The 16,022-nt window shown below is 67.9% G+C and carries 14 protein-coding genes; 5 read left to right on the forward strand and 9 right to left on the reverse strand.

Annotated features, from left to right (window positions below):
* The first annotated feature begins 23 nt into the window (after positions 1-23).
* The 3 genes from WC815_12015 (at position 24) to WC815_12025 (ending at position 4,185) form a co-directional block, all read left to right on the forward strand.
* Positions 24-1,232 carry a hypothetical protein gene (locus tag WC815_12015; GenBank protein ID MFA5909496.1) on the forward strand — a complete coding sequence of 403 codons (1,209 nt, stop codon included), beginning with the start codon at positions 24-26 and terminating at the stop codon, positions 1,230-1,232.
* On the forward strand, positions 1,229-1,966 hold the full coding sequence (locus WC815_12020) for a pseudouridine synthase (protein ID MFA5909497.1): 738 nt from the start codon (positions 1,229-1,231) through the stop codon (positions 1,964-1,966). Before WC815_12015 ends, WC815_12020 begins: the two co-directional genes overlap by 4 nt.
* 110 nt (positions 1,967-2,076) lie before the next feature.
* Positions 2,077-4,185, forward strand: a complete 2,109-nt coding sequence (locus tag WC815_12025) for a PQQ-binding-like beta-propeller repeat protein (GenBank protein MFA5909498.1) — start codon at positions 2,077-2,079, stop codon at positions 4,183-4,185.
* A 110-nt stretch (positions 4,186-4,295) separates the two neighbouring features.
* Here the strand turns inward: WC815_12025 and WC815_12030 are convergent, their stop codons facing one another.
* Together WC815_12030 and WC815_12035 are read right to left on the reverse strand one after the other, a co-directional pair.
* Positions 4,296-4,604: a hypothetical protein gene (locus tag WC815_12030; GenBank protein ID MFA5909499.1), complete on the reverse strand. Its 309-nt coding sequence runs from the start codon at positions 4,602-4,604 to the stop codon at positions 4,296-4,298.
* Position 4,605: 1 nt separating this feature from the next.
* Positions 4,606-5,304, reverse strand: coding sequence for a hypothetical protein (locus WC815_12035; protein MFA5909500.1), 699 nt, complete (start codon positions 5,302-5,304; stop codon positions 4,606-4,608).
* A 166-nt stretch (positions 5,305-5,470) separates the two neighbouring features.
* Here WC815_12035 and WC815_12040 point away from each other — a divergent pair, with 166 nt between their 5' ends.
* On the forward strand, positions 5,471-6,913 hold the full coding sequence (locus WC815_12040) for a TIGR00366 family protein (GenBank protein MFA5909501.1): 1,443 nt from the start codon (positions 5,471-5,473) through the stop codon (positions 6,911-6,913).
* Between the two features lie 211 nt (positions 6,914-7,124).
* Entirely contained in the window at positions 7,125-8,246 is a 1,122-nt protein-coding gene (locus tag WC815_12045; protein ID MFA5909502.1) for a putative sensor domain DACNV-containing protein, read from the forward strand.
* Here WC815_12045 and WC815_12050 read toward each other — a convergent pair.
* Genes WC815_12050 through uvrC form a run of 7 tightly spaced genes read right to left on the reverse strand, consistent with a single transcriptional unit; the run spans position 8,243 to position 16,020 of the window.
* On the reverse strand, positions 8,243-9,412 hold the full coding sequence (locus WC815_12050) for a GGDEF domain-containing protein (protein MFA5909503.1): 1,170 nt from the start codon (positions 9,410-9,412) through the stop codon (positions 8,243-8,245). The two genes, WC815_12045 and WC815_12050, sit on opposite strands and share 4 nt — an antisense overlap.
* A 13-nt stretch (positions 9,413-9,425) precedes the next feature.
* Positions 9,426-10,142, reverse strand: coding sequence for an SMC-Scp complex subunit ScpB (scpB, locus tag WC815_12055; GenBank protein ID MFA5909504.1), 717 nt, complete (start codon positions 10,140-10,142; stop codon positions 9,426-9,428).
* A complete protein-coding gene (locus WC815_12060) occupies positions 10,139-11,047 on the reverse strand; it encodes a segregation/condensation protein A (GenBank protein ID MFA5909505.1) in 909 nt (302 codons plus the stop codon). Before WC815_12060 ends, scpB begins: the two co-directional genes overlap by 4 nt.
* Positions 11,047-12,042: a tryptophan--tRNA ligase gene (gene trpS / locus WC815_12065; protein ID MFA5909506.1), complete on the reverse strand. Its 996-nt coding sequence runs from the start codon at positions 12,040-12,042 to the stop codon at positions 11,047-11,049. Before trpS ends, WC815_12060 begins: the two co-directional genes overlap by 1 nt.
* Complete coding sequence (locus WC815_12070; GenBank protein MFA5909507.1) at positions 12,039-12,647, reverse strand: site-2 protease family protein; 609 nt, start codon at positions 12,645-12,647, stop codon at positions 12,039-12,041. The genes trpS and WC815_12070 overlap by 4 nt, the downstream gene beginning before the upstream one ends.
* Positions 12,648-12,700: 53 nt before the next feature.
* Positions 12,701-14,203: an aminotransferase class V-fold PLP-dependent enzyme gene (locus tag WC815_12075; protein MFA5909508.1), complete on the reverse strand. Its 1,503-nt coding sequence runs from the start codon at positions 14,201-14,203 to the stop codon at positions 12,701-12,703.
* Positions 14,200-16,020 (reverse strand): excinuclease ABC subunit UvrC, encoded by a 1,821-nt coding sequence (gene uvrC, locus WC815_12080; protein MFA5909509.1) that lies wholly within the window; start codon positions 16,018-16,020, stop codon positions 14,200-14,202. The genes WC815_12075 and uvrC overlap by 4 nt, the downstream gene beginning before the upstream one ends.
* Positions 16,021-16,022: the final 2 nt, after the last annotated feature.

The following is a 16,022-nucleotide window of genomic DNA, read 5'->3' on the forward strand; positions in this document are numbered from 1 at the left end:
AAGGTTCAGTGTACCATTCCGGCGTGTCCCTCTCGCGCCGCAGCCAGGCGGCGATTGTCATCGCACTGGTCGTCGCGCTCGGCGCGCTGACCCTTCCGTACCTCGACGCCCTCGGCTTCATCATTCGTGCCGCCGACATTCCCGGCGCGCCCGCGACGGTGGCCGGGTGGCGCGCCTCCGCCTTTGCGCGCGAGCCGCTGTTCAGCGTGCCGACGCGGGCGGGCGACGTGCCGGCGCGCTTCTATCGACCGGCGGGCCGCGTGCGCCGCACCGTGTTGCTGATGCCGGGCGTGCATCGCGACGGCATCAACGAATCGCGGCTGGTGGGCCTGGCCGAAGACCTCGCCGCGACCGGGTTCGGCGTGCTCACGATTGCCGCCCCGGATCTGCAGAAGTTCAAGATCACGCCGCAGGTCACCGACGTGATTGAAGACGCCGTGATCTGGGCCAGCGGGCAGCCGCAGTACGCGCCCGATGGCAAGGTGGGCCTGCTCGGGATCAGCTTTTCGGGCGGGCTGTCGGTGGTGGCGGCCGGCCGCACGTCCATTCGCGATCGAATCGCGTTCGTGATGTCGTTCGGCGGGCACGGCGACCTCGCCCGCGTGATGCACTACCTGTGTTCCGGCGAGGTGCTGGGCGACCTCGAGCGGGCGAAGCACAGTTCGGCGGTCGCCGGCGCCGGCCACGTGACGGTGCACCCGCCGCACGACTACGGGGTGGCGGTGGTGCTGCTGAGCCTCGCCGACCGCGTGGTGCCGGCCGACCAGGTGGCCGCGCTCAGCCGCGGCATCGACGGCTTCCTGCTGGCCTCGTCGCTGGCCATCACCGACCCGCCCGCCGCCATCAAGGTGTTCGACGAGATGAAGGCCTACGCCGCGACGCTGCCGGAGCCCTCGCGCACCCTGATGACCTACGTGAACGACCGCGCCGTGGACAAGCTCGGGCCCATCCTGCTGCCCATTGCCGACGCGCTGAAGGACCACCCGGCCATGCCGACGCTTTCCGCCGAACGCGCCGTCCCACCGCTGGCGCCCGTGTACCTGCTGCACGGCGTGGACGACAACGTCATCCCCTCCGTTGAAACCGTGCTGCTCGCGGAGCACCTGCAGGGCAAGGTCGAGGTGCATGGCCTGCTGAGCGGGCTGATTACCCACGCCGAAGTGGACCGCACGGCCAGCCTCACCGAAGTTTGGCGCCTCGCCCAGTTCTGGCGCGGCATAATGAACCAGTGAAAGAAACCGGTCCGGGCGTTCGTCTTCAGAAGATTCTCTCGTCCGCGGGCGTGGCGTCGCGCCGGGCCTCGGAGCAGATGATTCTCGAGGGGCGCGTGACGGTGAACGGCGAGACGGTGCGCACGCTCGGCACCAAGGCCAATCCCGCCACCGACGCCATCAAGGTGGACGGCCGCCGCATCAAGCTCGACGTGAAGGACCGCTACATCATCCTCTACAAGCCGAAAGGCTACGTCACGACGCGGAGCGATCCCGAGGGCCGGCGGACGGTGATGGACCTGATTGGCGAGGGCGCCTACATCTATCCCGTGGGGCGGCTGGACTTCGACTCGGAAGGCCTCCTGCTGATGATGACCGACGGCGATCTCGCGGCGCGTCTCACCCACCCGCGGCACGAGGTGGACAAGGTCTACGAGGTCATCGTGCTGGGCCTGCCCGATCCCAAGGCGATGGAGAAGCTGCGCAAGGGCGTGTTCATCGATGGCCGGCGCACCTCGCCGGCCGACGTCCATGCCGGCACCACCGTGAAGGGCCCGCGCCCGACCACCCTGTTGACCATCACGCTGCGGGAGGGCCGGAACCGCCAGATTCGGAAGATGTGCCGGAGCGTGGGGCTCCCGGTGCGGGATTTGCGCCGAATTGGCATGGGCCCCATTGGCCTGGGCCGGCTCAAACCCGGCCAGTGGCGGGACTTGACCCCCGACGAAGTCCGCCAGCTCAAAGCCAGCGTTTAGGCCCACTTCGCCGTCCCATTTGCCAAGAAAGACGCTATTATGTCGCGATCGAATCGGGAAGGATTCGGTCCAACGGACGTCAGTTTCCCAGTTTGCAGGAGTAAAAACGCATGAAGCGCATCGTAATTCGGGTTGTGCCCGCTTTGGTGCTGCTTGTCGCGGCTTACGCGTGGGTCGCGCCACTCGTATCCGGACAGGCCAGCCCGATGCCGAGCACCAGGAACGGCGAGTGGCCGATGTACACCGCGGACCTTCGCGGCAGCAAGTACTCGCCCCTCGATCAGATCAACGGCACGAACTTCAGCAAGCTCGAAGTGGCCTGGCGCCTGAAGACCGACAACTTCGGTCCCCGGCCCGAGACCAAGCTCGAAGGCACGCCCATCATGGTCAAGGGCATGCTGTATGCGACGGCCGGCACGCGCCGCGCCGTGGTGGCGGTCGAGCCGCGCACCGGCGAGATCAAGTGGACCTACAGCCTCGATGAGGGCGAGCGCGCGACGCGCTGGGCTCCCCGTCAGCTGTCGGGCCGCGGCCTCTCCTACTACACCGACGGCAAGGGCGACGACCGCGTCGTTTATGTCACGACCGGCTACCAGCTGGTGTCGCTCAACGCCAAGACCGGCCAGCCCGTGGCCGGCTTCGGCAAGGGCGGCATTGTCGACCTCAAGGTCGGCATCATGATCAACGGCAAGCAGGCCGACCTCGAGAAGTCGGAAATCGGCCTCCACTCGACGCCCACCGTCGTCGGTGACGTGATCCTCGTCGGGTCGTCGATGTTCGAAGGCCTCGGCTACGAGTACGCCACCAACGTGCAGGGCCAGGCCCGCGCGTTCGACGCGAAGACCGGCAAGCTGCTGTGGGCCTTCAAGGGCATCCCCGGCCGCGGCGAGTTCGGCTTCGACACGTGGGAAAAGGAATCGGCGGGCTACACCGGCAACAACGGTGTGTGGACGCAGATCACCGCGGATCCGGAAGCCGGCCTCGTTTACCTGCCGGTTGAAACGCCCACCATCGACGAGTACGGCGGCAACCGCCCCGGCGACAACCTGTTCGCCGAAAGCCTCGTCGCGGTTGACCTGAAGACCGGCGTGCGCAAGTGGCACTTCCAGTTCGTGCATCACCCGCTGTGGGACCACGACATGTCGTCGGCGCCGCTGTTGATCGACACGACGATCGACGGCAAGCCGCGCAAGATTGTGGCCGTGCCCTCCAAGCAGGGCTGGCTCTACTGCTTCGACCGCATCACCGGCGTGCCCATTTGGCCGATCGAAGAGCGTCCCGTTCCGCAGACGACGATGGAACACGAGCAGACGGCGAAGACGCAGCCCTTCCCGACCAAGCCGGCCCCGTACGCCCGCACCTACGTGGCTGAGAGCGACCTGATCGACTTCACGCCCGCGCTGCGCGCGCAGGCGCTGAAGAACCTCAAGCTGTTCCGCTGGGAGCCCACGCCGTACGTGCCGCCCACGGGTCCCGAGTCCAAGCTGCTGGGCGGCATCAACATCGGCAACACCAGCGGTGGCACCAACTGGCCCGGCGCCGGCTTCGACGTCGAGACCGGCATCTTCTACTCGCAGGCCAACATGACCAACGTCACCGTTGGGCACTACGACGAGGAAGAGTTCGCCAAGGTGACGCCGACCAACAAGGGCAACCGCACGCCGCGTTGGGAAGCCGAGCCGAACTACGGCCTCCGCGTGGAGCGTCCCGCGCCCACGCCTGGTGCGCCCGCGGCGCCGCCCGCCGGCATCAACTTCCCCGGCGGCCAGGGCCGGCGCGCCCTCGCTGAAGGCCTCGAGGGCCTGCCGATCGTCAAGCCGCCCTACGGCGTGCTCGCCGCGATCGACCTGAAGAACCCGGACAAGCTCATGTTCCAGGTACCCCACGGCGACACGCCCGATGCGATTCGCAACCACCCGCTGCTGAAGGGCCTGAACATCGGCAAGACCGGTCAGGGCGGTAGCGTCGGCGTGCTCATCACCAAGACCTTGGTGGTGGTCGGCGATCCGCAGTTCACGGCGCCTCCGGGCCGCGCCCGCGGCGCGATGCTCCGCGCCTATGACAAGCAGACGGGGGCGCAGCTCGGCGAAGTGCTGCTCCCGGCGCCCGTCCTCGGCATGCCGATGACCTACTCGATCAACGGCCAGCAGTACATCGTCGTCGGCGTCAGCGGTGGCAACTACACCGGCGAGTACATCTCGTTGAGGCTGCCGCGCTAGGCTTGAAGTGAGACCTTAGAGGTTGGAAAAAGGCGGGGGCCACTGGCTCCCGCCTTTTTCTTTGGCCGCACGAACCAGGCGAGAAGGATCTCGCAGCTGCTTGCGACGCTCTAGTCGCCGGGGCGGCGGCTGAGGTTGCCCGTGGAGGGCGCCGGCCCGATCAGCGCTTCCAGCTCGCCAAAGGCATCGGCCGCCGGCATCTTGGGCCGCGCCGACGACCGCACACCGGACGGCGGGCGCACGCCGGATTTGGTGCGAGGCCGTCGCGCCTCCTCGGCCCGTTGCAGGGCGTACTCCCGTTCCCCTTCCCTCGCCCTGACGTGCCAGAGGGCCAGCGCGAGGCCGGTTGCCAGCCATGCCCCCCACATCGTTACCAGCGGTGGCGGCACGTCACGAAGCATGTCGAGTATGTCGCTCATGTCAGGGCACCCACGTGAAAGACGGACCTGAGCCCAGGGAGTACTTGGTCAGCAGCGCCTCGAAGATCGGGGCGCGCACGCTCTCCCCCGCCATTGCCGATCGCAGCGCCTGGTCGATGTCGGCGCCTTCGTCCTGGTCGAGCACGAGGATGATCACGACGCGACGCTGATCGGACGTGTCGTCGCCGCCGGTCGGCGAATGATGGCCGACATTCAGCTTGCGGACCGGGACCGGCCGCCGCAGCACCTCGCGCACCCACACCGCAATCTTCTCCGCGCGCAGCGCGGCGCGCCGCTCTTCGCGCAATCGACCGGCGGCGAACGACACGCCGGCGGGGATCTCTTCGGAACTCGCGCCGACGCAGATCACCTCGCGCGCGCTGTTCAGCACGGCCTTCATCTCTTCGGTGAACCGCGGGCGGGTGGCGCCGTGCTCGACGGCGTCGTAGGAATTGATGCGCCAGCGGAACTCGTCGCTGAACAGCAGGATGCGGAACGAGGTGCGGCGGCCCTGGGCGTCTTCCGCATTCCTCACGGTGACGTCCTGGAAGACCTCGGGCGGGGTGGGCAGGACCATCCAGAGCGTGCGCAACTCGCCGGCGGTGGCGCCCACCATCCACCCCCCGGTGATGATCCACACGGCGATGGCGCCATAACGTGCGTACTTGCCGACGGTGGTGACCATGCCTTGCCGAGACATTGCAGGTTTACTGCCAACGCGAAACAGGGCCATTCCCGCCTGGCACCGCGGAAACCACCGCGGACGAACGACAGAATCGTTATCGCACGCTCAGGAACAGCGGGGCGAGGCGCCCGATCGCCTCCGGGATTTGCCAAAGGCGGCACCAGTGCTAAGGTTCCCGGACATGCCATCTCGCGAGCGCGTGGCCGATCCCGGAGCGGACGAGCCCGGAATCATCGGCCGCGCCGCCCTGGCCCTCACGGCCTGGACGGAACGCTGGATTCCCGACGCCTTCATCTTCGCGCTGCTGGCCACGGTGATCGTGGTCGTCGCCGCCCTGGCGTGGACGCCGGCCACGCCGGCGCAGGTCGTGGACATCTGGGGCGCCGGCTTCTGGGGCCTCATCCCGTTCACGATGCAGATGGCGCTGATCATCATCACCGGCCACGTGCTGGCGACCTCGGCGCCGATGCGGACGGTGATTGTCGCCATCGCCGCCTGGCCGGCGACCCCTCGCGGCGCGGTGGCGCTGGTCGCCTTCTTCGCCATGACCAGCTCGTGGTTCAACTGGGGCTTCTCGCTGATCTTCAGCGCCGTGCTGGCGCGCGAGGTCGCGCGCCGGGTGACGGGCGTGGACTACCGCGCCCTCGCGGCCGCCAGCTTCCTGGGCCTCGGCAGCATCTGGGCCCAGGGCCTGAGCGGGTCCGCCGCCCTGCAGATGGCGACGGCCGGTGCCCTGCAGCCGCAGATCCGCGAGATCGTCGCGGGCGGCGGCCTGGTGCCCGGCGGGATCATCCCCTTCACCCACACCATTTTTCTCTGGCAGAGCCTGCTGTCGGTGGCCATCGAGATCGCCGTGGTCACGCTGGTGATGTGGCTGGCGACGCCGCCGGCCGGCCGCGCGCGCACGGCCGCCGACCTCGGCGTGGACCTTACCGACCGCCACGCCCCGGCGCCGGCCACCCGCGACCTGACACCCGGCGCGTGGCTCGAGCACTCGATCATCCTGCCGCTCTTCGTCGTCGCGCTCGGCGCCGTCTATCTCGCGCGCTACTTCTCGCGCGCCCCCGACGCCCTCAACGCCATCAACCTCGACATCGTGAACCTGTCGTTCCTGCTGCTGGGCATCCTGCTCCACCAGACACCGGCGCGGCTGATGCACGCCGTGCAGGGCGCCACGCCGGCGGTGTGGGGCGTGCTGCTGCAGTTCCCGTTCTACGCGGGCATTGCGGCGGTCATCACCGGCACGCACCTGAGCCAGCAGCTGGCCGCGCTCTTCGTCGGCGTCTCGACCAAGACGACCTTTCCCGCCGTGGTCGCGCTCTACTCCGCCGTGCTCGGCGTGTTCGTGCCGTCCGGCGGGTCGAAGTGGATCATCGAGGCGCCCTACGTGATGGCCGCGGCGCACTCTTTGAACGTGCACCTGGGCTGGGTGGTGGTGGCCTACGATCTCGGCGAAGCATTGGCCAACCTGCTGCAGCCGTTCTGGATGCTGCCCATCCTCGGGATGCTGGGCCTCCGCGCTCGCGACGTCATGGGCTATACGTTCGTGGTCTTCCTGGTGCTGACGCCCGTCGTGTTAATCCTGGTGACCGTGCTGGGCATGACGCTTGGCTACCCGCTCTAGGCCGCAGAAGACATGACAGCCGCAGATTTGACGCAGATTGAACACAGATTTGATTTTCTATCTGTGACTGATCAGTGCCTAATCTGTGGCGGTGTTTCGTCCTAATCCGTGGCTGTGTTTCGTCCTGGTGCCTGTGGCCAGGCCGTGCCATCGAGTGCGACCCTCCGTGGCCCTGCCGTAACCCGGCGGGGCGTGGGACAATCCAAGGGACATGCCGCAGCCCACGTATCCGGCCGCCCGCGCCGTAGCGGCGTCGGTCAACGCCCACTTCATGCGCCACATCGCCGCGGCCAGCACGCGCGAGGGTTTCGCGATTGCCGAGGCGCCGGGGCCGGAGGCGATCGAAGCGCTGATCGACGCGGCGTTCTGGGCCAGCCTGCGTCGCGAAGAGGGTCACACGCCGCGCATCTCGCTGGCGTTCCTGCCGCCGCAACACGCGCGGCACCCGCTCGTCTTCCACGCCAGCCTGCCGCTCGGGCCGCCGATGCTCGCGAAGGTAGCGCCCGCCGTGGAGCGGCCCGGCATTCACGTCGGCGTCTGGCGATCGGAGGAGGGCTATCACGTGTGGGGTACCACCCGTGACGTGCCGGCGTTTTGCCTCGTGGTGGAAGTGGTGGCATCCGGCCTGCTGGTGGTGAAACATCGCAGCGAACCGTTCGGCAAGTTCGCCAACGTCGCGGTGCTCGAAGGCGATCAGATCAAGATCGTGGACGAGCGCGGCGGCAAGGTCGTCCCCGACTGCCCCTCGCTGGTCAACACGCTGATCGGCGCCCTCGATCGGCCGGTGGCCGCCGGCGTCAATGCCGTCCTGGTGCAGATGGCTGCGTCGATGCGCCTGCATGGACGGGGCGGCGCGCTGTTGGTGGTGCCGCCGGATTCTGACGCCTGGCGCGAATCGGTGATCACGCCCCTCCTCTACGCCCTCGACCCGCCGTTCTCGGAACTGGCCGACCTGATGGGCACCGCCGCGCCCGACACCGACGACCTGAAGCGTGCCGTGGACGCGATTGCGGGACTGACCGCCGTTGACGGGGCCACCCTGATCACCGACCGCTACGAGGTGCTGGCCTTTGGCGCCAAGATCACCCGGCGGCGCGGCAGCACGCAGGTTGAACACATCAACGTGACCGAGCCTGTGGAGGGCAGCGTCCCGATCCGGACCACGCCGGCGCAACTGGGCGGCACCCGGCACCTCTCGGCTGCGCAGTTCGTGCACGACCAGCGGGATGCCACGGCGCTGGTCGCCTCCCAGGACGGCCGCTTCACCATCTTCAAGTGGTCCCCGCGCGAGCAGTTCGTGCACGCCCACCGGGTGGACGCGCTGTTGCTCTAGTCGGCGCCGTCTGGCTGCTCCCGGACGGGGTCCGTTGACTCGTCCGCGGCATCACCGATGGTGCGCCCCCGTCCGGCGCGCTTGGCCGCCAGCAGCCGGGCATCCGCCCGATCCAGCAAGGTGGCCGCACCCATGCGATCGTCTCGCCCACGCATGCCGGCCACGCCCGCGCTGAAATCGATCGCGATCGAGCGCTCGCCCTCGAAGGCCGTGGGCTCCGCGACAATGGCCCGGCGCACCTGCTCGATGCGCTCGGTGGCCTGAGCCGAGGTGGTCTCGGTCATCAGGATGACGAACTCTTCGCCGCCGTGCCTGGCGACGACGTCGGTACGGCGGAGGCTGCCGGCCAGCCTGGCGCTGAGCGCCCGCAGGACGCGGTCGCCCGCCGCATGCCCGTAGGCGTCGTTGATCGCCTTGAAGTGATCGACGTCGAGGATGGCCAGCGCCAGGGGATGGTCGTAGCGCATCGCCCGCGCAATTTCGACCTCGAGCGCCCGCTCGAAGTGCAGGCGGTTGTGGAGGCCCGTCAGGCGGTCGCGCGTGCTGACGTCCTGCAGCCGCTGCGCCCGGCGCACCAGCGTGGTTGACAGCACGACGGCGACACCGAGAAGGATAAGCCGCGTGACCTGGTCCAGCGCGACGTACGAACCCGAATCGGTGACCAGCGCCGGGTCGCGCAGGTCATACAGCGCGGCCAGCACCAACCACAGCCCGCCGTACTGCGCCACCGCGAGGGCGCCGATCGCCAGGCAAATGCGCGGGTCGTATCGCAGGCTGGTCGCGGCAATCGCCAGGAAATACATCTCGAAGGTGACCTTCGAATTCACGGCATCCAGCGGCGAGCTGACCAGCGCGAAGCTGGCCAGCGCGGTCGTCACGAGGGAGGCGTCCAGGGCGCTCGAGGCAAACCCGATGGCCGGATGCCATGGGCGGGTTCGCAAGATCCACGCGACGACGAGGGCGGCCAGCGCTGCCAGCACGGTGATGCCGAAGCCCCAGGCATTGATCGGGACATCCGGCGCTCGAATGATCTTGATGGTCGGCGACACCAGCAGTAACGCCATCGCCAGGAGGCGCACTCGGGCGACGGTCCACTCGCCGTCCGCGGCGGCGATGGCGAGGGCGGGCTCTGGGGGAGCCCAGAATGGGGCGGGGCGCGCAGTCAATGCGCGCCCATTATCACTCCGGCGACCCCTCGGGCACGTCGCCCTCGTCGAGTGGCAACATCTCCTCGGGCACCCGCCGCGCCAGCCACACCGCCGGCGGATCGAACCCGAGCTGCTGCGCCATGTCTTCGATCTTCGGCAGGTCGTTGAGGTCGTTCAGGCCGAAGCGGATCAGGAACTCCTTGGTGGTGCCGTACAGGAACGGCCGGCCGATCACGTTCTTGCGGCCCACGATCTTGATCAAGTGGCGCTCGAGCAGGGTCGCGAGCACGCCCGAGGTGTTGACGCTGCGGATCTCGCCGATCTCGGCGGCGGTGACCGGCTGCTTGTAGGCGATCACCGACAGGGTCTCGAGCGACGCGGCCGACAGCTTGTTCGACGACCGCTCGTGGAACAACCGCCGCACCCACTCGTGGTACTCGGGACGGGTCGTGATCTGGAAGCCGCCGGCGACTTCGGCCAGGTGCAGGCCGCCGCGCTCGACGTAGTCGGCCTGCAGCGCCTTGAGCGCGGCCAGCACGTCTTCCTTCGGTTCGTCGTTGAGCAGCTTGTAGAGCATGCGCGGCGTCAGCGGGTCGGGCGACGCAAACACCAGGGCCTCGATCACGGCCTTGAGCTGCGACAGCTCCATCCGCGGCAACTGCTCCTCGGCGGGCTGCTCCCCGGCCGGTTGCTCGTCAACCGCCGCGGCATCCACCGGCGTTTCATCAACCGGGTTTTCGTCGCTCATTCCTTCTCTTCTTCCTCCGACCCACCGTCGCGAAGATCGCTTCGCTGGGCAGGCGGGTGGTGCGCCTTGTATTCGTCTTCCGGATCGTGGATCGGGTGTGGCGCGTCGCTGGGCCGCGCCCGCTTGTAGATGCGGATGGCGCCGCCGACCCCGCCGGTCTGGAACACCCGGATCAGCTTCAGCCGGATCATCTCGAGCAGCGCCAGGAAGGTGACGATCATCTCGCCCCGCCCGGCGACATCGTCGAACAGGTCTTCGAAGCCGCAGGCCTCGGTTTCAGACAACCGCTCGAGCAACTGGTCAATGCGCGACTCGATCGAGACCTGTTCGCCCGGCAGCACGACCGGCGGCCGCTCGCGGGCGCGCTCGAGCACCTGCTTGAAGGCCGACAGCAGGCTGAACAGGTCCACCTCGAACTCGGGCTCGTAGTCGTCGCCGGCAATGTCCTCGAGGCGCGAATCGGGCCGGCCCCACTGCGCGCTGCGCAGCGTTTCCTTGTCGTGCAGCAGCTCGGCGGCGGCCTTGAACTTCTGGTGCTCGAGCAGCCGGCGCACCAGGAGGTCGCGCGGATCCTCTTCCTCGCCGGGGTCGCCGGCCGCGGTTTCTGGCCGCGGCAGCAGCATCTTGCTCTTGATGTGGATCAGCGTGGCCGCCATCACCAGGAAGTCGCTGGCGACGTCGAGATTCAGTTCCTGCAGCAGGTCGAGATACTGGAGGTACTGCTTCGTGATCACCGAGATCTGGATGTCGTAGACGTTCATCTGATTCTTCTTGATCAGATGCACGAGCAGATCGAGCGGGCCCTCGAACGACTGCAGCTTGAGATGGATGGAGTCGAGCTGCGACTCGAACGCCTCGTCGGGCGGCACCGGCGCGCCGGGCGGAATCTCGGGGGTATCGGCCATTAGTACTTCAGCTTCACGGCTTCACGCACGCGTTCCATGGTCGCCTGCGCCACCACGCGCGCCTGCCTGGACCCGTCCATCAGCACCTCGCGCAGGTAGCCCGGTTTGGCCAGGGCCTGGGCGCGGCGCTCGCGAATGGGATCGAGCATGGCGTTGATGGCGATGGCCAGCTTGGTCTTCACCTCGACATCGCCGACCTTGCCCTCGCGGTAGCGGGCCTTGAGGTCGTCCACTTCGGCCACATTCGGGTTGAAGGCGTCGTGGTACATGAACACCGGGTTCCCCTCGACCGTGCCCGGGATGTCGGCGCGCACACGCTTGGGGTCCGTGTACATCTGCCGCACCTTGTTCTGCACCGTCTTGGTGTCGTCTGACAGGTCGATGGTGTTGTTGTAGCTCTTGCTCATCTTCCGGTTGTCGAGGCCGGGCAGCCGCGGCGTCGGCGTGAGCAACGCCTGCGGCTCGACCAGCGCCGCCGCCGGATAGAAGTTATTGAAGCGCCGAACCACTTCGCGCGTCAGCTCGATGTGCGGCACCTGGTCTTCGCCGACCGGCACCCAGTTGGCGTCGTAGACCACGATGTCGGCCGCCTGCAGCAGCGGGTAACCGAGAAACCCGATGCTCGACAGGTCACGATCGGTCAACTGCTCCATCTGCTCCTTGTAGGTGGGCACCCGTTCGAGCCACGGAATCGGCGTCACCATCTGGAACAGCAGGTAGAGCTCGGCGTGTTCGGGCACCAGCGACTGGACGAAGAAGGTGCTCTTCTCCGGATCGAGGCCGGACCCAATCCAGTCGGCGACGTTGTCGAGGCCGTTGGCCACGATGTCGGACGTGTCGGCGTAGTTGGTGGTCAGGGCATGCCAATCGACGACGCAGTGGAACGAGTCGTACTTGTCCTGCAGCGCGACCCAGTTGTGCAGCGCCCCGACGAGGTGGCCGAGATGGAGCTTTCCCGTCGGGCGCATGCCCGACAACACCCGTTGCTTCGTCACCGGACTCCTAGCAGACTCAACATGAAATACGCGACCGGCCCGAGCAGCGTGCTCAGGGCACCGGTTAGCATCAAAGCATACAAAATCATGAAGCCATATGGCCGCATCCGGGCGACGAGGCGGCCGCCGGCCGGTGGCAGGATGCCCATCAGGACGTTGCCACCGTCGAGGGGCGGGACCGGCACCATGTTGAACAGCGCGAGCAGCACGTTGATGACGACGAAGAAATCCAGGAACTGAAACAGCGGCGTCATCACGACACGGCCGGCGAGGTCGCCTGGGGCCACGCCGGGCAGGACCAAGAGGACGCCGGCGCCGATCACCGCCATCGCCACGTTGCTCGCCGGGCCAGCCGCCGCAATCAGGGCAAAATCCCGCTTCGGGTGCTTGAGGAACCGGAAGTCAACCGGGACGGGCTTGGCCCACCCGATCAACGGCAGGCTCGTCATGATGGCGATCAACGGGAACAGCAGCGTCCCGATCGGGTCGACGTGAACCGCGGGGTTGAGCGACAACCGGCCCAGCCGCCGCGCCGTGGGATCGCCCAGTCGATCGGACGCCCACGCGTGCGCCGCCTCGTGCACCGACAGCGAGGCGATCAGCACGGCGATTTGAATGAGAACCTGAGTGAGATCGATGCCGGCCAGAACTCAAAAGTTTACCACACGGGCGCGCTCGTCCGGGCGGCGACGCGACGGATGGTGGCCAGCAGATGCCCGGCGTCGGCCGCCGTCGTGCGGAAGTTGACAATGCAGGCGCGCAGGGCGAAGTGCGGCCCGATCATGGCGTTCGACAGGTACGAATCGCCGTCGCGCTGGACCGCCACCATCAACGCCCGATTGAACGCGTTCAGCGCCTCGGTGTGGTCGCCCGGACCGGCCGCCTTCGCCCAAGGGCTTCGGCGGGCCAAGCGCAACGACGCCGGCACGTAGCGGAAGCACACGATGCTCAGCGGGACCGGGGCAAGGCGTTCGAAGTCGTCGCTGGCGTCGATCAGGCCGGCCAGTTGTTGCGCCACCGCGATGTTGCCGTCGATCGCCGCGCGCAGGGCCCGCGCGCCGTGGCACTTCAGGATGAACCAGATCTTCAGCGCCCGGAAGCGGCGTGACAGCTCGGGGCTGTAGTCCCAAAACGCGTACTCGGGCATGTCGGCGCCGGCAATCACGTCGATGTAGGCGGCGCCTTGCGTGAAGGCCTGGCGCAGGCGCTTCGGGTCACGCACCAGCAGGCAGCCCACGTCGAGCGGGGCAAAGAGCCACTTGTGCGGGTCCAGCGACAGCGAGTCGGCGCGCCCCAGTCCGGCCAGGGCGCCCCCCACGTGCGGAGAACCCGCGGCGAAACCGCCGTACGAGCCGTCAACGTGGAGCCAGACACCCGCGTTCCGGCACACGTCCGCAATCGCGTCCAGCGGATCGATGGCGCCGGTGTTCACGTCTCCCGCGGTGGCAACAACGCACACCACGTGACAGCCGGCGGCGCGGTCGGCCGCGATGCGCTCCGCGAGCACGGTGACGTCCATCCGGAAATCGGCATCCACCGGAATCTGCACGACGGCGCCGCGACCCACGCCCAGCATGGCGGCGGCCTTCGGCGTCGACATGTGGGTCATCGCCGACGTGTAGATGCGCGGCGGTCCCGGCAACGCCGCCACCCCATGCTGGTTGAGGTCGCGGTCCGTGCTGGCACGCAGCGCCACGGCCAGGCCCGCGAAGTTGGCGAACGACCCACCGCTCAGCAACACGCCCGTGCCGGCCGGGTCGAAGCCGGCCATGGTCTTGAGCCAGTCGATCACCTGGTGCTCCACGGTGGTGGCCGACGGCGCCGAGCGCCAGGAGGTGACGTTCTGGTTGAGCGCCGACGCCAGGAAGTCGGCGGCCACGCCGGCGAAGCTCGCGGACGACTGCACGTAACCGAACATCCGCGGGTGGCCGTTCTTGCGGCCCAGCGCCGCCAGCGCCGCGAACTGATCCATCACCGCGTCGAGGGCCTGCGGCTCTTCAGGCATCGCCTCGCGCACCAGCGCCGACAGCTCCTGCGGACGCACCGGCGGATAGACGGGGGGCTCCGCGGTGGTGCCGAAGTAGTCGAGGGCCCAGGCCAGCGCCGCGCGCCCCAGTTGCTCACGCTCGACCGCCGGCAGCTCGATTCCGTGTTCGCTCATGGGTTCGTCGCAAAGTAACCGATCACCGCATCCGCTGTCTTGGCGCCCACCACGCTGGCGAGCTCCTCGCGCGTCGCCCGGCGCACCCCCGACAGGCTGCCGAAGGTCGTCAGCAGCGTCTTGCGGCGGCGCAGCCCGATGCCGGGGATGCCGTCCAGTTCGGAGCGCAGGTCCCGCTTCGTCCGCGACAGCCGGTGGAAGGTGATCGCGAACCGGTGCGCCTCGTCTCGGATGCGCTGCAACAGCCGCAGCGCGGCGCCATGCGGATCCAGGGCGAGCGGCGCCATGCTGTCGCGCGTGAAGATCAGCTCTTCCTTCTTGGCCAGGCCGACCGCCACCAGGTTCGACAGTCCCACGGTCTCGAGCGCCGCGTAGGCCGCGTTCAACTGGCCCTTGCCACCGTCGATCACGATCAGGTCCGGGAACGGCCCGCCGTTCTCCAGCACGCGCGCATAGCGCCGGCGCACGACCTGTTCCATGGCGGCAAAGTCATCAAGGAACGTGCCGGGAGTCTCCCCGCCCGCGATCTTGAATTTTCTGTACTCCGACGGCTTCATCCGCCCGTCGTCACACACCACCATCGACGCCACGGTCTCGCTGCCCTGGATCGTGGAGATGTCGAAGCAGTCAATCCGACGAGGGAGTTTCGGCAGCCGTAACGCCGACTGCAACACTTCCAGCGCGTCGAAGTTGGCGGTGGCGTTGGCATCGAAGCGCGTGCGGTAGGCGAGCGCGGCATTGCGCATCGCCAGTTCCAGCAGGCCCTTCTTGTCGCCGCGCTGGGGCACGACGATGCGGACCTTGCGATCCGCCTTTTGGGTGAGCCAGGCTTCCAGCAGGTCCTGCTCGGCCACCAGCACCGGGATGTGGATATCCGGCGGCGGCGCCTGGTCCCAGTAGAACTGCTGAATCGCGGCTTCGACCACCTCGCTGTCCGACTCGCCGCCTTCCACGGCGTCGGTCACGAACTCGACGCGCTCGATGACGCGGCCGCCGCGGACCAGGAACACCTGCACCACCGCGCCCTTGGCGCCCAGCTTCACGCCAAACACGTCGCGATCGCCGAGCTCGGCCGACGCCATCTTCTGCTGGCGTTCCCGCATGGTTTCCACGGTGCGCATGGCGTCGCGCAGGTGGGCCGCCTCTTCGAAGCGCTCGTCCGAGGCCGCTGCCATCATTCGCGCCCGCAGTTGATCCGCGAGTTCGTCGTTGCGGCCCTCGAGGAACAGCCTGGTATCCGCCACCGCCACGGTGTACTGCGCGGGCGAGCAGATCGCGGCGACGCACGGCGCCAGGCAGCGCTTGATGTCGTACTCGAGGCAGGGCCGGTGCCGCTGCCCGGTGATCACCTCGTTGCACGATCGGATGCCGAAGATCTTGTGCGTGAGGGACATCGTCCGGCGCGCGAATTTGGCCGGCAGGAACGGGCCCGCATAGACATTGCCGTCACGCTCGACAGAGCGGGCCACCAGTACGCGCGGGAAGGCCTCGGCGGTGGTCAACTGGAGGTACGGGTAGTTCTTGTCGTCGCGCAGCAGGATGTTGAACTTGGGCGACCGCTGCTTGATCAGGTTGTTTTCGAGCGCCAGCGCCTCGACCACCGAGTCGGTGACGATCACTTCGAGGCCGGCGACCTCGTCCAGCAGGGCGTTGGTCTTGGGGCTGCTGCCGTAGGCGCCCAGGTACGAGCGCGTGCGGTCGCGCAGGGCCCGCGCCTTGCCGACGTAGATGGTCTCGCCCTGGGCGTTGTAGTAGAGATAGACGCCCGGCTGTTCCGGCAGCCGGGCGATCTGATCCTTCAGATCCTGGATGGGCATCG

The sequence above is a fragment of the Vicinamibacterales bacterium genome, assembly GCA_041659285.1.
GTDB lineage: Bacteria > Acidobacteriota > Vicinamibacteria > Vicinamibacterales > UBA2999 > 12-FULL-67-14b.

Excerpts from the sequence above, each read along its gene's own strand:
- WC815_12025 (MFA5909498.1), top strand. The coding sequence starts at position 2,077 with ATGAAGCGCATCGTAATTCGGGTTGTGCCCGCTTTGGTGCTGCTTGTC.
- WC815_12030 (MFA5909499.1), bottom strand. The coding sequence starts at position 4,604 with ATGAGCGACATACTCGACATGCTTCGTGACGTGCCGCCACCGCTGGTA.
- WC815_12035 (MFA5909500.1), bottom strand. The coding sequence starts at position 5,304 with ATGTCTCGGCAAGGCATGGTCACCACCGTCGGCAAGTACGCACGTTAT.
- WC815_12040 (MFA5909501.1), top strand. The coding sequence starts at position 5,471 with ATGCCATCTCGCGAGCGCGTGGCCGATCCCGGAGCGGACGAGCCCGGA.
- WC815_12045 (MFA5909502.1), top strand. The coding sequence starts at position 7,125 with ATGCCGCAGCCCACGTATCCGGCCGCCCGCGCCGTAGCGGCGTCGGTC.
- scpB (MFA5909504.1), bottom strand. The coding sequence starts at position 10,142 with ATGAGCGACGAAAACCCGGTTGATGAAACGCCGGTGGATGCCGCGGCG.
- WC815_12060 (MFA5909505.1), bottom strand. The coding sequence starts at position 11,047 with ATGGCCGATACCCCCGAGATTCCGCCCGGCGCGCCGGTGCCGCCCGAC.
- WC815_12075 (MFA5909508.1), bottom strand. The coding sequence starts at position 14,203 with ATGAGCGAACACGGAATCGAGCTGCCGGCGGTCGAGCGTGAGCAACTG.
- uvrC (MFA5909509.1), bottom strand. The coding sequence starts at position 16,020 with ATGCCCATCCAGGATCTGAAGGATCAGATCGCCCGGCTGCCGGAACAG.